Raw genomic sequence first — 17,785 nt, 5'->3', positions numbered from 1 at the left:
CACTAACGTTCCAGAGAAAATTAATCTCCCTGGTTAATCTTATTTTCTCTGTTGAATTCCTCTAATTTTTTGATTATCTCTGATATGCCACTACCTTCAGATGCAGCGACCATCAGGGGCTCATCCTCAGTATTAATATGTTCTTCAATGTACTTAATGTTTTCTTCATCATCGGCCAGGTCCATTTTATTGAAGATGGAAAGAACTGGAGTTTTCCTGAAGATCTTGTTTATCTCCCAGTACAGATTCACCTGGTTTTCCACAGGGTACCCGGAGGTTTGGGATGGGTCAAATATGAAAAGGATGAGATCTGCCAGGTGCTCCAGGGCTACCATGGCGTTAAGTTCTATCTGGTTCATCTCATCCACCGGCCGGTCCAGAAGACCGGGGGTGTCAATGATCTGGTATTTCTGCCAGCGACGTTCGAAGTGTCCAATCTGAATCCCCTTAGTGGTGAAAGGGTAATCAGCTACTTCTGGTTCGGCATTGGTGATCTGTCGTAAGAGGGTGGATTTTCCCACATTGGGGAACCCGGCAATTACCGCAGTGGTGGCTTCAGTATCCACGGTAGGCACGTTACGCAGTTTCTGTTTGGCGTAGTTTAAAAAGTCAAGTTCATCATCAATACGCTTAATCACTGATGATATCCTGCCAAAAGCGGCTTTTCTCACGCTTGCCGCATTTTCAGGTGGTGATCTTCTTATTTTGAAGGTATATTGATTTTGAAGTTTTTCTATAACTCCGTTAGCCCAGTTCAATGCCCCCAGTGATCTTTTAAGGTCATCAACACCCACGGCCACGTCAATGTAGTCCTGGTAGAACATGGGTAGTTCTTCCACGTGGGGTGTTTTCTCCAGGATTTCTTCAAAGGTGTCTTTAATCACTTGGCAGGCAGTCTGGACTCGGACCTCTTCTATTCGTTTTGATTTATGCTGGCGGTGGATCTTGGATGTTCGGACCTTGGCTGCAGCTTTTTTAGCCCGACGGAATGCCTTGTCAATGACTTCCTCGGAGGTTGGTATGTTGGGTAAAAACATTAAAATCACATTTTTTTCCTTAATTTTGTTAATCCTCAATTTATGAATCTGGAATAGTAGAATGAAGTTATAATCAGTAATGAATCTTTACTTATCTTCTGAAAATTCCTGAAAAAATATTCATATAATCTGAATAATAGTCATAATTATTAAAATATAGTTCTTGCTTTATTTAAATATACTTTATAAATTGGTCTTAATAAAAGAATACCTTTAATTTTTAAAGAATACCATAATTTCAACATTAATTTTTTCCTCAAAAATTAATTATTCTTCAAATATTTGGGATTTGAAACTATATATTTTAACACCTTCCTGGAGCCAGCAATCAGGGGATAAACCTGCCTTCATGCAAGTGTTGGCCAGGAAGTCTTCAATATCCCAGTTCCATTCCACAGGAACCTGGGGAAGTAGGAGGCCCCTGTATATCCCCATTTCAATTATAAGTCCGTCTCTGCCCACTTCTATCTTTTCCATGTACTCGGATGGTTTTTGAACTTCAATTAACTCTGGTTTGGTGAGTACACTGACTTCCACCAGGATTTGGTCAAGTTCTGCTTGGGTGACTGGGGGAAATCGTGGATCTTGTGTGGCTGCACTGACCGCCACTTCCACCACTGCCTGGGCCAGGGGTTTCACTGGTTCCGGGTAACCAATACATCCCCTTAAGTCTCCATTACGATGTAAGGTTACAAATGCTCCCCGGTCCTCCCTTAAGATAGGGTTAACATCATCGGGAACCTGGATGATCTTCCCTTCCCTGACGTAGTTTTCAATTGATTTTCTGGCTAACTTTACCAGGAAATCTCCTTCTTCCTCGCTTATCATCAACTGGCACCACCTACTGTGGCCTCGCTTACCCTGGTGTGGGGTCCTCCATCACCCACCGGGGCGGTTTGACCGGCTTTACCACAGAATCCCACCCCTAAATGGAAGTCAGAACCCACTGCATCCACTTTCTGCAGTATCTCCAGAATGTTACCTGAAAGGGAAACATCACGTAGTGGATCTTTAACCTCACCATTTTCAATTAAGAATGATTCAGCAGCGTTGAACTGGAAAACTCCTTTACCAGTATCTACCTGCCCCCCGCGGGATCCTTTAAGGTATATTCCGTGATCTATATCTTCAATTAACTCTTCAAAGTTCATCTGGCCCGGTTTGAGATAGGTGTTGCTCATGCGTACTATGGGCTGATCCCCCACACCGGAACGTGCGTTACCACTGGAGTGGATATTGAGTTTGGCTGCGGTTTCCCTGGAGCTTAAAAGGGAGGTCAGGGTACCGTCCGTTACCAGTACGTTTTCACTGGTTTTTATTCCCTCTGCATCGTAGGCATAGTAACCAAAGGCATCCATACTTGCATCATCAACAATAGTAACCAGTGGAGAGCCAATAGGTGTTCCCATTTTATCCTTTAAAATGGAGTCATTCTGCAGTATCAGATCAGCCTCTGAAGCATGGCCCACTGCTTCGTGGATGAAGACTCCGGTTAATTCTGGGTCCATAATTATGGGATAACGTCCAGATGGTGGTAGGTTGGCATCCAGTAACCTAACTGCCTTTGAAGCGGCAGTTCTTCCCATGAGTTCCAGATCTTCCTTTTCAATAACTTCAAAACCCCGGGCCCCACCAGTACTCTTGTGTCCGAATTGTATGCCATTTTCGGAGGCGGCAACTGCGTTTAAAAACAGGGCCACCCGGTTTTCTTCCATGGAAATGGATGTTCCATCTGAGTTTAAGAATAAAGTGGTTCCCTCCGCATCCACGTAGTTAACAGTGGTGCTCACCACTTTATCCAGGTTAGCAGCCTGTTCCACCTCGGTCATCACCATCTTCTTATCTTCCAGAGATACATCCGATAGTTTGATGCGGGCATTGGATGGTACTTTATCGGTTTTTATTTCGGCAGGTGCCAGTTCCACATCACTGGATAGGGCACTGGCCAGTTTTAATGCAGATTCAGCCACGCGGTCCAGGCGGTCCAGTTGAGTGGTGTAGGAGAATCCCCATGCACCCTGCTTCAATACCCGGATGCAGGCTCCAAGATCACAACCTGATCTGATTTCCTGGATTTTCCCATCCTTCATAACAATGACTGTGTTTTGACTTTCACTGACCCGTATATCGGCATAGTCAACATGTTTTTCCACTGATTCCAGTGTTTTTCCTAGTAAGTCAAGATCAAGCTCTGATTTCATGTTATCTCCACTTATAATATGATCTTCATGACATATAATTCTACAGATTAATAAATTCAGACCCCTACTAATTTCAGGAGGTTAAGAATTAATTAGTATCTAAACACAAAATATTTTAACCACAGATTATTGAATTGATTACTTCTATAAGATTATTGATTTATTAGTTCTGATGATTTGATTTATTAGTTCTGATGATAGATTATGATTTATAGTAAAATTATGATTATATTAAAAATCTTATCGACCAGAAGATTTTTATCTTGAAGTTCAGTTATAATCTCCGAAAAATAAATATATAATGTGCGGGTTAAATAGCTTAGAAATCATTAATATTATTATTTCTTTCCTATCACAGGATTATTATTACAAAAAAGCACCGGATGTGAAAAGAGTGAAGACCATAGAGGAAATAAACCAAAAAATTAAAGACGGGGACGCAGTAGTGGTTACTGCGGGTGAGATGACCCGTATAGTGCAGGAAAATGGTGCAGGAGAAGCTGCAAGAGAGGTGGATGTTGTTACCACCGGAACATTCGGTGCTATGTGTTCCTCTGGCGCATTTTTCAACTTTGGACATTCAGATCCACCCATTAAGATGAGTCGCACCTACCTGAATGGTGTAGAAGCCTACTCTGGTCTGGCTGCTGTGGACGCCTATCTTGGAGCCACACAGCCACACCGTAACCCAGATATAGGTTTGGATTATGGAGGTGCCCATTTGCTGGAGGATCTTATCAGGGGTAAAGAGGTTGAACTGGTGGCAGAGGCCTACGGAACTGATTGTTATCCCCGTACTGATGTTCATACATTCCTCAGTCTGGAAGACCTTAACCAGGCAGTGATGGTTAACCCCAGAAACTGTTACCAGAACTACGCTGCAGCTACCAACTCCACTGAGGAAACCCTTTACACTTACATGGGCACTCTCCTACCCCAGATGGGTAATGTGAGTTTTTCCAGTGCCGGGGAACTCAGCCCTCTCCTAAATGATCCCTTCTTCCAGACCATTGGAATGGGCACCAGGATATTCCTGTGCGGAAGTCAGGGTTATATCATAGGTGAGGGAACCCAACACGCCACAGAGGGGGAACGGAAAAACGGTGTTCCTGTAGATTCATCCGGGACACTGATGCTCAAGGGTGATATGAAGAAGATGGATGCAGAGTATGTCCGGGGAGCTACCATGCACAAGTACGGGCCCACCCTATATGTGGGTGCCGGTATCCCCATTCCAGTTTTAAATGAGGATATTGCACAGCGAACTGGTGTCAGTGATCAGGATATATCATGCAATATTTATGATTACGGTGTTCCTCGCCGGAGCCGCCCTGCAGTGAGGGAAACCAACTATCAGGAGCTTAGAACCGGGAAGATTGAAATCAATGGTAATGAAGTGCAAACATCCCCACTTTCCTCCTTCAAAAAGGCATTGCAGGTGGCTGAAGAGCTTAAAAAATGGATTGATAGGGGTGAATTCTTTTTAACCAGTCCGGTTAAAAGTCTCCCCTCATCAGGATGCACAGTGAAACCCTTACAGATTAAACGACCATCCATTATGGTACGGGATCTGAAAATCAAACCAGTGATCACTGCCCGGGCAGAAGAAGCCATTTCTGGTGTGGCCCGGAAGATGGTGGATAACAACGTCAACCATTTGCCAGTGGTGGACCATGCAGACCGGCTCATGGGTATTGTGACTAGCTGGGATATTGCCCATGCTGTGGCCAAGGACAGTCGAAAACTCACCGAGGTAATGACCAAGAAGGTGATTGTGGCCATGGAAGATGAGCCAGTGGAGTTAATTGCCCGGCGCATTGATAAACACGAAATATCAGGTGTGCCCATAGTTGACCGGGAAAACCGGGTTAAGGGTATGATTACTGCTGAGGATATTTCCAGACTAATTTGTTCCCAGAATAACAAGGAAGGTGGTTCTAAATGAAAGCCTGGCTTAAATTCTCCCCTACTATCGTGAATAAAACTGTGATTTCAGATCTCATCAAAAACTACGATGTGACCTTCAACATCCACAAGGCTAATATCACCCCTAAGGGTGGTAAGATGCTCATTGAAATCAGTGGCAGTGAAGCGGAAGAAGGAATAAAGTACATGGAAAAGGAGGGCATCCAGCTTAACCCCATTAAAAAAGTGGTTAAAAAGGATGAAGATAAATGTATGGATTGTGGCGAATGCATCAGCCTCTGTCCAGTGGAAGCCATTAAAATGGGGGAAGATTGGACTGTGGAACTGGATAACCAGAAATGTATTGGCTGCGGATTCTGCACAACTTCCTGCCCTACCAAGGCCATTAAGATTGCTGATTAATAAACCAATAATACCTCATTCTTTTTTTTAAGTCAGTATCTTCTTTTTTATTACTTCTAAAATCTGAGTTTAGAACTCATCAATTAATTTAAAAGCTATTTAAGAATTTTAAAGCCTTTAATGTGTTAATCAGCCAATGTTATTTTAAGAATCCCATTCCTAATTTGAAATTTAAAATCATTTGAATGTTTAAATTAAAAAGCCCAATTTTAATGGATGATAATGGTTTTGAAGATATAAATTAATATTATGTACACCTACCACCAGGTAGCCATCCTCCGGTGATTATACACTTATCTTTAAGGGTTTTTAGATCAATACAATTATATCATTGAAAATATGAATAAAAAAAAGGTGAATATTAATGTTTAAAATGCAAAGCGATTTCACGTATTTAATGCCTGTACATTTTGGTGGGGGTAAGTTCGACTCGGAGACTAAAATCATCCAGAAGGCAACGTCTCTGGCCATCAGTTACGAGACTGACCAGAAACTTCTTGAAAATTACATTCCAGAAGGTTTTGAGTTACTGGCACCGGAAGTTCAGGTTGTTTTCAGTAAATTTACTGAGATAAATTGGTTGCACGGGGGGCAATACAATCTGATTAACGTGGCAGCGCCGGTTCATTTCCAGGGAGAAAAGGATGAACTGGACGGATCCTACACCCTGGTGGTCTGGGAGAATAAAACTGCTCCCATACTGGGGGGAAGGGAACAGACTGGAATTCCAAAGATATTTGCGGATATTGAAGACCTGCATGTTTTAAAACCTAACTATGCCACCACCGTGAGTTACGAGGGTAACACTTTCTTGAACATGGATTTTGAAGAAGAAGGAGATATATCTGGGGATGACTTGGAAAATTTGAAATCCGCATTCATATCCCAAAATACCCTTGGATGGAGATACATTCCCAAGGTTGGAGCTCCTGGGGCAGAGCTAAGTCAGTTTGTACTGTATCCTCAGGGTGTTGAAGTGGAAAGAGCACAGGCTGGTACGGGTAGTCTTAAATGGACTGAAATGACACCCATGCAAAACCCCAATCAGTACTGGATTATTAACAGTCTAGCGGCTTTGCCCATTAAAAAGGTAACCCAGAGTATCATGATAGAAGGAAGAGCAATACTTCGTGCCATGGGGGCCAGAGTAATTGAATGAGGCTAGGGGTTGAAAGGGAATGGGAAAATAAGTCTGGTAATAGAGAAATGAAACTGTCATGCTAAAATGTGTGAAAGAAATGGGATAAAGGATAGAATGGAGTTGATGATATGAGTAATTCTGAGTACTATCAGGATAAAGTATGTATTGTGACCGGTGCAAATTCTGGTATTGGATATGCTTTGAGTGAGGAACTCTTAAAAAGAGGGGCAATAGTTTACATGGCAGGACGTAACCCGGAAAAGGTTTCGGAAGCCGCTGAGCAATTATCAGAATATGATGATCGGGTGCATACCATTATCGTAGACGTTACTGTCCAGGAACAGGTAGAAAATGCCATTAATGGCACTGTAGAGGAAGCTGGCAGGCTGGACTTTTTATTCAACAATGCTGGAGTCGGAGGAACCCTGCAATTTGAGACTGCCACCATGGATGACTGGAAGAATATCATTGATGTTAATCTATGGAGTGTTATTTACGGTGTTCACGCTGCGGTACCCATCATGCTTGAACAGGGATCTGGTCATATCATCAATACCAGTTCTATTGCCGGTATAGTCCCACCACCATTCCAGGCATTATACTCCCTTACCAAATACGGGGTTACTGGCCTCACCGAATGTTTAAGATACGAGTATGCGGAAAAGGGCCTTCACTTTTCAACCATCTGTCCGGCCAACATTGCCACTCCCATCTTTAAAAAATCAATTGATGGCACCACCCATGATGAGTTGAAGATCCCTGATGATGCTTATCCAGTTGATAAAGCAGCAAAACTTATCCTTGACCGCGTGGCAGAGCAGAAGGGTATCATCATCATTCCTGAAGAACCCTACACTGATCAGTGGCATAGATATATCCTGGGAGATAAGGAAATGGAAGAGGTTATGATGCAAATGGCACGTGATCGTAGGGCTGCCTATGAAAAAGGTGGAAATTATTACTGATCATTGCTTAACCAGATATTTTATTTAGTTCAAATTATATGCCTTAGGAGGATATTTCCTTTGCCAGCATCTAGGAAACCTAATTACATGAAAATGCGTGAAGAAACTGATCTCTCCTTAGAAGTTATCATACTGCTGATTCTGGGAGTATTCATGTTCCTCTTTGGCATTCTTCTTTTTAGAATACACACCGGAGAACTGCCTTACAACCCGGACAGTACTTACGGGCTCTTCCTGGTCATCGTTTCCTTCCAGATAATTACTATGGGGAAAACACCCTTCGGTGATCTCCGCAGATCATTGCTGCTCGTCATTGTTGGAATCTGTGCTGCTATCCTGGGAATGGTGGCCTGTTACATCCCCGGAACACTTAGCTGGCTGGTCCGCGTGCTGGTGGGTGTTTTACTATTAGCAGGAGGAATATCCCTCCTATTACAACTATTTTTTTCTGAAGAAAAAGCCAGAATCTGGATGAAAGTCCCCAGAGTATTACAACACCTTACCATTGCCTGTGGCCTGATATACGCGATCACCATTATCTCTGGACTGATAACACTCTTTCCAATGATTAAAAATGATCCACAGACTGGAATAGTGTTAATTGCCTATGGAATCAGTTTCTTCTACCTATCATGGTGTATTCATAAGGTGTCTAGAGTTTATCCCGAGGAAACCGGTGGGTTAAAAAAAGAATCTGGAAGTCGTTTTAAGTTTTTACAGGAGGCTTCTATCCCTTTATCACTGGCCGTACTGATCATGTTAGGGGTTCTCCTAAGCCTCCTGGGATTCCTGCTTTTCCCGGTTAATATGGGTTTGCTTCCATTTTCTCCCGATGGTCAGCTGGGCCTACTCCTGGTGGTCATGGCTATCCAGATGATGGCTCTGGGAGACACTCCCATGGGTCAGTTCAAACGCTCCTGGTTAATGATCATTATCGGAATTGTATTTGCTTCCCTGGGAATTTTCTCCTGCATTGTGCCGGGAATTCTCACTGGACTGGTTCAGATGCTTATCGGGGTTTTGAACATACTGGGCGGAGGCATACTACTCCTTAAACGGTTCATTCCCATAGTGCAGGGAATGAGGAATCCTCCTGCAGAACCAGTGCATGTTCCCCCGGTTATGCGTAAACTGATGATCACCCAGACCGTGTTAAATGTGGTCTCCATTGCCTTTGGTTTATCCATGCTCACACCGGGCCTCATTCCAGCCATGATTGTTCCGGTAATCCTCATCATCAACGGAATACTCCTTTTACTATTAGGATATATCCTGCAGCAGATAACCCGGATTGGAGAAATTGGAGGGCAAACAACAGAAAATCCAAGCGAATAACAATAGATTGTTAAATAAAGTGTTTAGAGAATATTTTTTTTCATTTATTCCCCATTGATTATTTTTTTTATGAAAAAAACCGTTTTTAGACTTATTATGAATTTGAAAACTTTGAAATGAGCCTGTAAATCAAACTCTGATCATGGTAAATCGCCTTTTGGGGGCACATTTCCATACAACACAGGCAGTTGATACATTTCTCATAATCAAATTCAGGGATGTAAGCCCGCTGATCCTTAGTTAAAGTTCCTGGTTTTTTAAGGGCATGGGTGGGGCAGCTTCCCTGACATTTCAGGCATTGGTTGCATTTTTCAGGGTCAATGGCTGGTCTGACCCACCAGAACTTCATCAGAGCCCTGGCCAGAGGGCCGGGGATCATTTCCAGTGTGGAAGACAGTTTTGGTGGCCATTTAAAATTATCAATAACCGGTGCCACTCCTATGATGTTTATCTTATCTATATCCACTTCCCCCAACCCTTGTTCATAGGCAATGCGGTTGGTGGGTACCTCCAGTGGGTTGCGTCCCAGTTTATGGGTGATGAAACTGTCCAGAGCCACCCCATCCTCACCCGCCAGAATCATACCCAGTTTCCGGGGATCACCTGATGAAGGTCCGGAACCTTCCATTCCCACCACACCATCCACAATATGCAGGCAGGGCTGGTTCACTGCAAAAATATCCACCACCCTTTCAGCGAACTGGGATGGTTGTGGGGACTGTTTATGGTATTCCACCTTGGTGAATCCTGGTACCGTGCCGTAAAGGTTTTTAATTGCACACGTGAAGGTGGTGAGCTGTGGGTTTTGATCTTGGGAAGGTTGATCACTAGATCAGCATCCAGAACTGGTTTGGCTATGTGGTAATCACGGCCATTCCTGGTTTTACGGTAACTCCCAGCAGTTTCAAAGTTCACCAGTTCCACATCCAACCTCCCGCATACATCACTAAGGCCCGTAATATTCCAGTACTTCTCTAAACCCCTATCAAAAGCCCCAGGACTGTCCCCTACCTGAGGTATTCCTCCAGCATCCCTTACCAGGTTGATTACTGCTTCCACCAGGACCGGGTGGGTGGTTATGTATTCTTCCGGAGGTTTAGCCTGGAGCAGGTTGGGTTTAAGGAGTACAGTGTCCCCGGGATTGATGTATGATTGAAGACCACCAAGGGCATCCATACAAGTTTTGACGGCACTTTGTACGTCATTTAAAGAATAATATTGGCATTTAGCCACCGCAACTTCTGATTTTTCCACCATGAATAATACCCTCTATGTTTTTGAAGAATAGGGGTTATTGTAACTAAAGATTCAACTTTTGAGATGTTATATTCAATACTCGAATCAAATACTTACTTGAATTAAAAGATTCGATTAACGATAAACTTATAATATTAAAATTTTGGCTAAAAAAGGGATAATAAATAGATTAATCACTCTTAAAGATGTTTTAAAAGCTTTCTCCGGGCTTCTCCAATGGTTAAAGGATATGGTTTGTCAAAGGGGAGTTCATCCTTTTTTTGGAGTATTTCCATGAGATGTGCAATCCGAGGTAGGCGGAGATTGGCCTTTCTGATGGTTTCCACATCACCAAAGACATCTTGTGGTGTTCCCTCCTTAATTATATGACCATCACTGATTATGTAAACCTGGGATGCGTAAAGAGGAACCAAGTCAACATCGTGGGTGGATATTACAATAGTCATTCCTTCCTGATTGAGCTGGTGCAGGATGTGCAGGATCTGGGAGGCTCCCTTGGGATCCAGGCCACTGGTGGGTTCATCCAGGACCATTATCCCTGGACGCATGGCCAGTATACCGGCAATGGCCACCCTTTTCTTTTGCCCTCCACTCAAATGGTGTGGTGGTTTCCTCTCGAACCCGGCCATTCCCACCCTTTCCAGGGATTCAGTTACTCTTTTTTCCACTTCATCCTGTTCGAGTCCAATGTTCAGTGGTCCGAAAGCCACGTCTTCGGCAACTGTAGGTGCGAAGAGCTGGTCATCCGGGTTCTGGAACACAATACCCACTTTCTGCCGGACATTCATGATAGCCTTCTTATTGTAGTTGAGGGGAACTTCCTCCACCATAATTTTGCCGGATGATGGTCTTAAAATTCCGTTAAAATGTAAAAAGAGGGTGGATTTACCGGCCCCGTTAGGACCCAGTAAGGCTACTATTTCACCTTTAGATGCATGGAAGTTCACATCTTTAAGGGCTGGTGTGCCATCGGGATATTTATAACTCACTTCTTTAGTTTCTAGGACGTTCATTGGATTCACTCAAATACCTATTACTCATTAAAGATATAAAATTGTTCTTCACACTATTCTTTATCAAATAAGAAGATTATCTAAGTTACTGTACCAATATGGGAGTATTGGAATTATTTAAAAAAGGAACTATTTGAAGATTATTCCCACCATTATTTCAACATAAAAAACAGGTTTTCACCATAAAAAAAGTTTTTTGGAATAGATTATATCTAAATTATTCTCATGTTCCAGGTGAAATATACGCCAATAAGCAGGAACACTTCAAAAGAAACCAGTAATGCCAGATTGAGGATTCCTATGCTTCGTATGCTTTCCGGTGGTTTAAGTGTTCTCATGGAACCATTGTAACCCCTTGATTCCATGGCAATATGGGCCTGTTCACCCTTAACCCAGGTTCTTATGAACAGGTTGCTCCCCAACATCCCCAGGGATTTGAAGGATTTCCGGTAGGATGAATAGCCTAAACGTGTTTCCTGGGCGTGGTACATGTTAATACCCTCATCAAGGAATAGGAATATGTAACGGTACATTAACATGGCTATTTCTGTGACTATCTGTGGGATCCGGAAGCGTTCCAGTTCACTGAAAAGTTCAGTCATGGGTATGGTTAGGGCTAAAAAGGCCATGCAGGTGAAACCACCCATTACACGGGAAAAAACCAATAGTCCCAGGTTGAAACCATCCTCGGTAACTGCCAGGTTGAATATTCCCAGATCCAGTATATGAGCACCCACTCCAAAAAATAGGGACATGAAAATGAAAGATAAAAATCCAAAAGTGAAGGGTATGGCTAAAAATTTAAGATAGAACTTCCAGGGGATTTTAGCCTGGAAGATGATTAAAGCAGACATGAGGAAAGTTACCAGTAAAGGTACTGCGGGTGATGTTGATATCAGGCTCACTAGCATGGTTGAAATTGCAAACAAAACCTTAAAGAAGGTATTCATATCTTTAAGGCCATTGGAATGTGCGTAGTTATCCAGTGTGTTTTCAAACATTTCCAGTTTCACCTGTAATTTATCAACGAACCAAAGTTTACTTTAGACATGTTCAATTTTTCTTTAACATATCTTATATTTTACTTTATATATATTCTAGTTTACTTTAGTCCATTTTCACATCACACAGTAAATACCTTCACCAGGTTTACTTAATTTTCATGTTTCAAATCAGATTTGGACTCTGCTTTAATTTCTTTTTCGATTCTCTTACGCTCTTTAGCTTGACCCTGGAAGTACCCCAGGATATAACCAATTATTATAGCCCCTATGGCTGCTTGAAGTGCAAAAAGGAGGCTTTCAATTTCACCACTGGGTGGTTCCCAGAAAGAGTTGAACCATGGTTCGTATCCAGTTTCTTCCACTACAGTACCGGCAGAAGTGTCAGCCCCACCGAAGTAACCCTCATCTTCACCCATCCCACTGTACATGGCCAGAGGGAGAATTGCAATTATGGCAACCAGGGCCAGTAAGACGATGTAGTATTTACTATCCATTTAGACCACCGCCTGCACTTTTTCCTTTATTTTAGGACCAATTACTTTCAAGTTCTCCAGGATATCCGGTCGAAGTTTCATGATGTAATCGAATATCACCACAGTTAACAGCCCTTCAGCTATGGCCAGTGGTATCTGAGTGATGGCGAAGATCCACATGAAGTTGTTGAAAGCCACTGCAAAACTGGGTACAGGGAATGCCAGGGATAGCTGGATGGCTGTGGTTACATAGGTCATGAGATCAGCCAGGGATGCTGCCAGGAACACACCGATGAGTGGAGACCATCCTGCTTTCTGTACACCTTTATAAACCAACCAGGCCACCATTGGCCCTACAATTCCCATGGAGAATATGTTAGCACCTAAAGTGGTGAGACCACCGTGAGCCAGAAGCAGGGCCTGGAAAACCAGGACTATAGCTCCCAAAACACTGGCTACAGCCGGTCCAAAGAGAACTGCCCCTAAACCAGTACCAGTGGGATGAGAACAACTACCAGTTACTGAAGGTAGTTTTAACGATGATAAAACAAAAACAAATGCTCCTGAAACTGCCAATAATGGTTTTGATTCTGGATGTTTATCAGTTATCTTTTTGATTTGTACTACTCCATAAGCCACCACTGGCAGGGATATTATGTACCATAACAGGCACCATTGCCAGGGCAGGAAACCTTCCATAATATGCATTTAAATCCTCCTTTATTCCTAACATTAGTTTACATTTGAAGGAATTTTCCAATTATAGGATTATATTCCCCAATCATAATCTTTTTTAATTCAAGACAGGTGAAGAGTATTGAGTTAGTAACATCGTATAATACAAACACTATCCACAATACCTTCTACTAGTTCACTTTAGAATAAGCCCTTTATAAACTTTTCACTTTTAGTTTAAAAAAAATCAGGAAAAATTGATATTTTAGTGTTGTGCTGGAAGTCCCCCCAATAGATCACCATTAAAACCTAAACATCACCATTAAAAAAATAGACAGAATGCACTTAAACTAAGTTTCATTTAAAAAAGAGTTCATTATAAAAAAAATATCCAGTTTAGAGATAACTTGAGTATCATTTAACCGGGAAAAAATAGTTTCTAATTGATGATCCCAAGTTCATCTGATAAAAATTGGGGGGGGGCGTGTAGTGTAAAACACACCACACATTAACTAGATTCCCATTTATCATTTAAATGAATTGTCCCAAATTTGTCCCAATTTAAACCAAATTCATTCACAAATTGAGGGAAATATCACAATGCACTCCCTAAACGAATTAATACATTAATAAGATAAATTTTCACCATGAAATGAAATACTGAGTATTACTCGTGTAATTAATAAAATTAGATTAATATTTTTTCATAAAATCTTTTTGAGAAAAATTTTACATGATGAAAAAAATGATTTAAATATAAAAATTATTGACCCATATAAAATCAGGAGGTTACCTGAAACCAGATAAAGGTAAAAAGAGTTGATAAATTGAAATAGAATTTAAGAAAAAATAATTCGAAAAGGGAATAAAATCAGATTAATATTCCCTTAAAAAAAATATTTCGAAGATTGTTCAAATAAGGTAATGACCTTATTCTACTACTTCTGCGAAACCGAAGTTCCTGCGTACGGAGTTAATTCTGATTTTAACTTCGTCACCGACTTTGGCTCCTGAAACAAAGACAACAAACCCTTCAATACGGGTAATGCCGTCACCATCTCTACCTAAATCTTCAATTTTAACATCGTATTCTTCCCCTTCACTGATGGGGGAGGAATTTTCCCTTTCATCTCTTCCGTAATTACTTCCGAACATATATATTCACTTCCAAATAATTGCCTTAAATGGCTCTAAAAATGTGAATTCTTAAAAAACTAATAAAACTGATTTTTATTTCGCTTCAAGAATTACTTCATTGTATCTATTCTACTATTTCAGCAAAACCGAAGTTTCTCCTAACAGAGTTAACTTTGATTTTAACTTCATCTCCAACTTTAGCTCCTGAAACGAAAACTACAAACCCTTCAATACGGGTAATGCCGTCACCATCTCTACCTAAATCTTCAATTTTAACATCGTATTCTTCCCCTTCACTGATGGGGGAGGAATTTTCCCTTTCATCTCTTCCGTAACTATTTCCGAACATTTATTCACTTCCAAATTTGCCATTAAGAATGGCTGTCTTTAATATTGATTTGAGGACTTATAAAGGTATGTTTAATTTCAAAGCCATTTTGACTAATTTTTCAGTAAGTCATGGTAATTTGGGGTAGACTGAATACTAACATTAGGAATGAAATAACCAATAAATGATTCTGCACCTACCATGAATAAACAGTTCCCCATAGTCAGGTTACTTACATTGAAAATCATTACCCCCTAGCGGATTATTTGCATAGATCATAAAGATCTCTGTAAAATTTAATTTGTAGAATTTACTGAATTTAAAAAATTTGCAAAATTAATTTAAAGATCAAAAACATACTACCCCCATGGAGGTTAAAAACAAAATCATCCTGGCCCTGGATGTTCCCACCACTAGAAAAGCCATAGAAATAATGGATAATCTTTCAGATAACCTGAACACAGTTAAGATTGGTTATCCCCTGGTCTTAGCTGAAGGATTGGAATCTGTAACCCGGATTAAAGAAGAGTATGGTTGTAGGGTGATCTGTGACTTTAAAGTGGCGGACATACCAGCCACCAATGAGAAGATTGCTGATGCGACATTCAAGGCTGGTGCCGATGCCCTTATCGTACATGGATTTGTAGGGGAGGACAGTGCAGCCAGCTGTCTTGAAACTGCCACCAAACACGGTGGGGAGATCTTTCTACTCACTGAAATGTCACATCCCGGTGCAGCCCAGTTCCTGCAACCAGTTTCCATGGACATAGCCCGCATGGGTGTAAAGATGGGTATCCATAACTACGTTGGTCCTTCTACCCGTCTGGACCGTCTGAAGAAAATAAGAAATATCATTGGTGAAGACTCATTCCTCATATCCCCCGGTGTGGGTGTGCAAGGAGGAGATCCCCAGGATACTCTGGAATTTGCCAACGCAATTATTGTGGGCCGGAGCATATACCTAGACAATGACCCCGTAAATGCCCTTAATTCCATCATAGATTCTATTGAACTTTAAACCAGCCAGTTCATAGGAGAGATCGAATAGTATGAAGTAGATGAAGGTTACTGGCTGGAATCCCTGAAACTGGACAGGGTAAAATGCCCCCAACAGGGCCAAGGCCAGGACCACTATTTTCATGGTGAAACGGTAATTGAAGAATGTTTCCACTATTTTTTTCCCTTTTAAACTTTCCCGGTCATTTCCCACCTCATCCACCCAGGCTGCCAGTGTACAGATTATAAGTGCACCCAGCCCAATGGAAGGTAAACCGAATATGACCAGGATAGCCAGGAAGATCACCAGAGTTACAATGTGGCCCAGTTTATCCACTTTACCCGAGAAGAGTGTTCCCATGAGTATGGCCAGGAATATGGTAGCAGCATCAGGGAAATTCACTGATAGGTAACCGATCCCTGCTACACAGATTAATCCACTGATAACACCCAGGAGGGTGTTGTTCTCCGTGTCCAGGGCATCGTCAGAGAATTTCATGAAAAACCCAGATGATGCGTATAGAATTGCCTCTAAAATCATTAAATCTTAAACTCCTTTTTCCTTATTAACCATTTCCAGGGCTCCGGCAACCATCATGGGGAAGATTATGGTGGCGTCCCCAATCACTGAGACCAGTCGGGATTCACATTTGGCCTTGGCCCATGATTTGGCTTCTTCTAAGGGTGCCCCTCCCAGGCTTCCTGCTTCACTGCGGTCCAGGGTTACCTGTATGGCAGAGTCTACACCGCCGGTGAGGAGGTTGGAGGCCAGGGCGTAATGTTTGGGGAGTCCTCCTCCCAGTATCACTGCGGCCACCTTCTTGGATCCGAAGACTATGTCCGATAGTTCGTGCATGTCTCCTGCTGCATCCAGGGTTAACTGGTTTTCCTGGGTGAACATCCACAGCTGCAATCCCAGCATGCAGTCTATAATGCCCGGGGCGTATATAGGGACGTTTTTCTTGTTGGCAGTGTGGATTATGGATTCCGGGTCATCCACATGGTTCCCGATCTCGGTGATGAATTCCCGGATATTCAGTTGATCCCTTTTACCGGCGATTTCCTCTAGAATGGTGCTGATCTTCTTTTCGAAGATTTCGAAATCCTCGGATTTTGTGTATATGTCTCCGATACGACCCATGCCCATCTGGCAGAGTTCTTCATCAGTTTCATCATGGTCACGGTAGTGTGAACCCCCGAATGATTCTAGAAGGTCGTGGGTGAGATTGGCGCCGCTGCTTATGAGCACGTCCACGTGTCCGGCGTCTATCAGGTCCCGGATTATTTTTCGGAGACCGCCGGGTACCATGGGTCCGGCAATGCTCAGGAAGATGGTGGTTTCCTCATCACTGATGAGTTCTGCCAGGAGTTTGGTGGCCCGGTAGATTCTGCCTGCTCCGAGAACTCCGCTTTTACCCATTTCCTCTATTAATTGTAGGGTAGTCATTCCCGGTTCTATGTTCATATGTTCAATCTTCAGTTTCTCAGACTTCCTAAATGATTATAAAGTTATTATTGGTTATGAAAACCTTTTCGTGATTTTAATTGTTATAAAAACCTTATCAATGATTATGAATTCTTAATTATTATAAAACCCTTTTCAATTGATTAAAGGTTTTTATTGGTTGTAAAGACTTTTTAATTGATTATAAATGGAATAAAAATAGATCTAAACCTGTGAAGTAGATCTAATTCAATAATTTGAGAATTGTAAAAATATTTGATTCTCTTTTTAGTTTATTCGACGACTTATTTAAAATTAATTTTTAGGTGAGATTCATTAAAACCTTAACCAATCCAGAGAGAATTCTTAAAAGATCTTTATAAATGTATAGATCAATCATGATAGATTCAGTGATTTAGCTCCAACAAAACATCTCTTGACAGCGAAAATT

General features: G+C 41.8%; 18 protein-coding genes and 1 pseudogene. 6 read left to right on the top strand and 13 right to left on the bottom strand.

From position 1 onward, the window contains the following. Nucleotides 1–20: 20 nt before the first annotated feature. From BK009_RS01605 to BK009_RS01595, 3 genes are all read right to left on the bottom strand, one after another. Nucleotides 21–1,037, bottom strand: a complete 1,017-nt coding sequence (locus BK009_RS01605; protein WP_100906616.1) for an NOG1 family protein — start codon at nt 1,035–1,037, stop codon at nt 21–23. Nucleotides 1,038–1,304: 267 nt separating this feature from the next. Further along, nucleotides 1,305–1,865 carry a TIGR00296 family protein gene (locus BK009_RS01600; protein WP_100906617.1) on the bottom strand — a complete coding sequence of 187 codons (561 nt, stop codon included), beginning with the start codon at nt 1,863–1,865 and terminating at the stop codon, nt 1,305–1,307. Beyond that, nucleotides 1,865–3,238 (bottom strand): TldD/PmbA family protein, encoded by a 1,374-nt coding sequence (locus tag BK009_RS01595; protein WP_100906618.1) that lies wholly within the window; start codon nt 3,236–3,238, stop codon nt 1,865–1,867. Before BK009_RS01595 ends, BK009_RS01600 begins: the two co-directional genes overlap by 1 nt. Before the next feature lie 394 nt (nt 3,239–3,632). Between BK009_RS01595 and BK009_RS01590 the strand changes: the two genes are divergently transcribed. The 5 genes from BK009_RS01590 to BK009_RS01570 all read left to right on the top strand — a co-directional run bounded on the left by BK009_RS01590 (nt 3,633) and on the right by BK009_RS01570 (nt 9,007). Beyond that, nucleotides 3,633–5,183 carry a homocysteine biosynthesis protein gene (locus tag BK009_RS01590; protein ID WP_100906786.1) on the top strand — a complete coding sequence of 517 codons (1,551 nt, stop codon included), beginning with the start codon at nt 3,633–3,635 and terminating at the stop codon, nt 5,181–5,183. Further along, the gene (locus BK009_RS01585) at nt 5,180–5,566 is read left to right on the top strand and encodes a 4Fe-4S dicluster domain-containing protein (RefSeq protein WP_100906619.1); all 387 of its coding nucleotides are present in this window, start codon (nt 5,180–5,182) and stop codon (nt 5,564–5,566) included. The genes BK009_RS01590 and BK009_RS01585 overlap by 4 nt, the downstream gene beginning before the upstream one ends. A 364-nt stretch (nt 5,567–5,930) precedes the next feature. Further along, nucleotides 5,931–6,725: an acetoacetate decarboxylase family protein gene (locus BK009_RS01580; RefSeq protein WP_100907624.1), complete on the top strand. Its 795-nt coding sequence runs from the start codon at nt 5,931–5,933 to the stop codon at nt 6,723–6,725. A 110-nt stretch (nt 6,726–6,835) separates the two neighbouring features. Continuing rightward, the gene (locus tag BK009_RS01575) at nt 6,836–7,672 is read left to right on the top strand and encodes an SDR family NAD(P)-dependent oxidoreductase (protein ID WP_100908822.1); all 837 of its coding nucleotides are present in this window, start codon (nt 6,836–6,838) and stop codon (nt 7,670–7,672) included. A gap of 60 nt (nt 7,673–7,732) precedes the next feature. Further along, a complete protein-coding gene (locus BK009_RS01570; protein ID WP_211290140.1) occupies nt 7,733–9,007 on the top strand; it encodes a hypothetical protein in 1,275 nt (424 codons plus the stop codon). A 94-nt stretch (nt 9,008–9,101) separates the two neighbouring features. Here the strand turns inward: BK009_RS01570 and BK009_RS12595 are convergent, their stop codons facing one another. From BK009_RS12595 to BK009_RS01535, 8 genes and pseudogenes are all read right to left on the bottom strand, one after another. Next, nucleotides 9,102–9,356 (bottom strand): 4Fe-4S binding protein, encoded by a 255-nt coding sequence (locus BK009_RS12595; protein ID WP_236951058.1) that lies wholly within the window; start codon nt 9,354–9,356, stop codon nt 9,102–9,104. Nucleotides 9,357–9,602: 246 nt separating this feature from the next. Next, a pseudogene (locus BK009_RS12590) lies at nt 9,603–10,183 on the bottom strand (DUF362 domain-containing protein); the annotation flags it as partial. 260 nt (nt 10,184–10,443) lie between these two features. Continuing rightward, a complete protein-coding gene (locus BK009_RS01560) occupies nt 10,444–11,277 on the bottom strand; it encodes an ATP-binding cassette domain-containing protein (protein ID WP_100908821.1) in 834 nt (277 codons plus the stop codon). Nucleotides 11,278–11,489: 212 nt separating this feature from the next. Beyond that, nucleotides 11,490–12,278 (bottom strand): cobalt ECF transporter T component CbiQ, encoded by a 789-nt coding sequence (gene cbiQ / locus BK009_RS01555; RefSeq protein ID WP_100908820.1) that lies wholly within the window; start codon nt 12,276–12,278, stop codon nt 11,490–11,492. Between the two features lie 152 nt (nt 12,279–12,430). Beyond that, nucleotides 12,431–12,775 (bottom strand): energy-coupling factor ABC transporter substrate-binding protein, encoded by a 345-nt coding sequence (locus tag BK009_RS01550; RefSeq protein ID WP_100906623.1) that lies wholly within the window; start codon nt 12,773–12,775, stop codon nt 12,431–12,433. Further along, nucleotides 12,776–13,462, bottom strand: coding sequence for a cobalt ECF transporter S component CbiM (gene cbiM, locus BK009_RS01545; protein WP_100906624.1), 687 nt, complete (start codon nt 13,460–13,462; stop codon nt 12,776–12,778). Between the two features lie 897 nt (nt 13,463–14,359). Continuing rightward, on the bottom strand, nt 14,360–14,584 hold the full coding sequence (locus BK009_RS01540; RefSeq protein ID WP_100906625.1) for a TRAM domain-containing protein: 225 nt from the start codon (nt 14,582–14,584) through the stop codon (nt 14,360–14,362). 106 nt (nt 14,585–14,690) lie between these two features. Beyond that, on the bottom strand, nt 14,691–14,915 hold the full coding sequence (locus tag BK009_RS01535; protein ID WP_100906626.1) for a TRAM domain-containing protein: 225 nt from the start codon (nt 14,913–14,915) through the stop codon (nt 14,691–14,693). A 346-nt stretch (nt 14,916–15,261) separates the two neighbouring features. Between BK009_RS01535 and pyrF the strand changes: the two genes are divergently transcribed. Continuing rightward, nucleotides 15,262–15,912: an orotidine-5'-phosphate decarboxylase gene (gene pyrF, locus BK009_RS01530; RefSeq protein ID WP_100906627.1), complete on the top strand. Its 651-nt coding sequence runs from the start codon at nt 15,262–15,264 to the stop codon at nt 15,910–15,912. On the opposite strand, the gene BK009_RS01525 is transcribed toward pyrF, so the two are convergent. Further along, the gene (locus BK009_RS01525; protein WP_100906628.1) at nt 15,856–16,431 is read right to left on the bottom strand and encodes a hypothetical protein; all 576 of its coding nucleotides are present in this window, start codon (nt 16,429–16,431) and stop codon (nt 15,856–15,858) included. The two genes, pyrF and BK009_RS01525, sit on opposite strands and share 57 nt — an antisense overlap. Nucleotides 16,432–16,437: 6 nt before the next feature. Continuing rightward, on the bottom strand, nt 16,438–17,355 hold the full coding sequence (locus BK009_RS01520; protein ID WP_100907627.1) for a deoxyhypusine synthase: 918 nt from the start codon (nt 17,353–17,355) through the stop codon (nt 16,438–16,440). Nucleotides 17,356–17,785 lie beyond the last annotated feature (430 nt).

It is taken from the genome of Methanobacterium subterraneum (assembly GCF_002813695.1).
Classification (GTDB): Archaea; Methanobacteriota; Methanobacteria; order Methanobacteriales; family Methanobacteriaceae; genus Methanobacterium; species Methanobacterium subterraneum.
The sequence above is the reverse complement of the archived record's forward strand: the minus strand, read 5'-3'. Positions and strand labels throughout refer to the sequence as shown.